The 2,342-nt window shown below is 73.1% G+C and carries 2 protein-coding genes and 1 pseudogene; all 3 read left to right on the plus strand.

The window, feature by feature from the left end:
* Window positions 1-207: pseudogene (locus Q2100_RS30960) on the plus strand (DUF4350 domain-containing protein); the annotation flags it as partial.
* On the plus strand, window positions 204-1,199 hold the full coding sequence (locus Q2100_RS30965) for an AAA family ATPase (RefSeq protein ID WP_302917083.1): 996 nt from the start codon (window positions 204-206) through the stop codon (window positions 1,197-1,199). The pseudogene Q2100_RS30960 and the gene Q2100_RS30965, both read left to right, overlap by 4 nt.
* Window positions 1,199-2,342, plus strand: a 1,144-nt coding sequence (locus Q2100_RS30970; RefSeq protein WP_302917084.1) for a DUF58 domain-containing protein, incomplete at its 3' end; no start/stop codon positions are given. The genes Q2100_RS30965 and Q2100_RS30970, both read left to right, overlap by 1 nt.

The following is a 2,342-nucleotide window of genomic DNA, read 5'->3' on the forward strand; positions in this document are numbered from 1 at the left end:
GCCACCGTGGGGCGCCTGCTCCCCCGGCTTGGGCTGTCGCACGGAGCGGCGCCGCCCACCATCGTGGCCGCCGTCGCGGCGCGCACCGGGTCCGACCCGCAACTGGTCGGTCACACGCTGTTCGGTCCGCCGCCCGAGACCGACGACGACCTGCTACACCTCGCCCACCAACTCGACGACACCGAAAGGCAGGTCGCCCAGTCGTGACTCAGCCGGCAGCACACACCACAGACCAGGCCGCCGCATCGGCGTCATCGGACTCCGCCCGTAATGCGTTGCTGGCGTTGCGCACCGAGATCGCCAAGGCGGTCGTCGGGCAGGACGCGGTGGTCAGCGGGCTGGTGGTGGCCCTGCTGTGCCGCGGCCACGTGCTGCTCGAGGGTGTGCCCGGCGTGGCCAAGACCCTGCTGGTGCGCACCCTGGCGGCGGCGCTGCAGCTGGAGTTCAAGCGGGTGCAGTTCACGCCCGACCTGATGCCCGGCGACGTCACCGGATCTCTGGTCTACGACGCCCGCAGCGCGGAGTTCGAGTTCCACTCCGGCCCCGTGTTCACCAATCTCCTTCTGGCCGACGAGATCAACCGGACGCCGCCCAAGACCCAGGCCGCCCTGCTGGAGGCGATGGAGGAGCGCCAGGTCAGCGTCGAGGGTCATCCACGGCCGCTGCCCGACCCGTTCATCGTCGCGGCCACCCAGAACCCGATCGAGTACGAGGGCACCTATCAGCTGCCGGAGGCCCAGCTCGACCGGTTCCTGCTCAAGCTCAATGTGCCGCTGCCGCCGCGTGATCAGGAGATCGCCATCCTGGCCCGCCACGCCCGCGGCTTCGACCCGCGGGACCTGTCGGCCGTCAGACCGGTGGCAGGACCCGCCGACCTGGCGGCCGCCCGGGAGGCGGTGCGTCAGGTGCTGGTGGGCGACGAGGTACTGGGCTACATCGTCGACATCGCCGGCGCCACCCGGCATTCGCCCTCGCTGCAGCTCGGTGTCTCGCCGCGCGGGGCGACGGCGCTGCTCGCGACGGCCCGCTCGTGGGCCTGGCTGTCCGGGCGCAACTACGTCACCCCCGACGACGTCAAGGCGATGGCGCGGCCGACGCTGCGGCACCGCGTGGCGATGCGCCCGGAGGCCGAACTCGAGGGCGCCGATCCCGACGGCGTGCTCGACGGCATCCTGGCGGCCGTTCCGGTCCCGCGGTAGTGGTCCTCACCGGGCGCGCCGGCCTGGTCGCACTGGCGTGCGTGCTGCCGATCGCGGTCTCACCTTGGCCGGCAACGGCTTTCGTGGTGCTGTTCGGCGCGCTGGTGGCCGTGATCGCGCTCGACGTCGCACTGGCGGCGAGCACCCGCGGGCTACGGCTGCATCGCTCCGGGGAGACGTCGGCGCGGCTGGGCCAGCCGGTCGACGCGGTGCTCACCGTCGAGCACCCCGGCCGGCGAAGGTTTCGTGGCCGGGTCCGCGACGCCTGGCCGCCGAGCGCACGCGGCGAACCGCGCACCCACCAACTGAAGATCGCTGCCGGACAGTCCGTTCGGGTGGTCACCCTGCTGCGTCCGAGCCGTCGCGGCGACCTGCGCTCGGAGTTCGTCACCGCCCGGTCGATCGGTCCGCTCGGTCTGGCCGGACGGCAGAGCAGCCACCGGGTGGCCGCGGCGATACGCATCCTGCCGCCGTTCCTGTCCCGCAAGCATCTGCCGTCCCGCCTGGCGAGGTTGCGCGAGCTCGACGGCATGGTGCCGGTGCTGATCCGCGGCCAGGGCACCGAATTCGACTCGCTTCGTGAGTACGTCGTCGGCGACGACGTCCGGTCGATCGACTGGCGCGCGACGGCGCGGCGAGGTGACGTGGTGGTGCGCACCTGGCGCCCCGAGCGCGACCGCCGGGTGGTGATCGTGCTCGACACCGGACGGACGTCGGCGGGTCGTGTCGGCGTCGACCCCACGTCGAGCGAACCCTCCGGGTGGCCACGGCTGGACTGGTCGATGGACGCGGCGCTGCTGCTGGCGGCGCTGGCCGCGCGGGCCGGTGACCACGTCGACTTCCTCGCCCACGACAGGGTGAGCCGGGCGGGGGTGTTCAGCGCCTCACGCACCGAGGTGCTGGCGCAGCTGGTGACGGCGATGGCGCCGCTGGAGCCCGCACTCGTGGAATCCGACGCCGCCGCGATGGTGGCCGCGGTCCAGCGCCGGGTGCGCCGCCGCGCCCTGGTGGTGCTGCTGACCGACCTGAACGCCTCGGCACTCGACGAGGGCCTGATGGCGGTGCTGCCGCAGCTGACCGCCCGGCATCAGGTGCTGCTGGCGGCGGTGGCCGATCCCCGGGTGGACACGCTGGCCGCCGGGC

It is taken from the genome of Mycolicibacterium arseniciresistens, assembly GCF_030519285.1.
Classification (GTDB): Bacteria; Actinomycetota; Actinomycetes; order Mycobacteriales; family Mycobacteriaceae; genus Mycobacterium; species Mycobacterium arseniciresistens.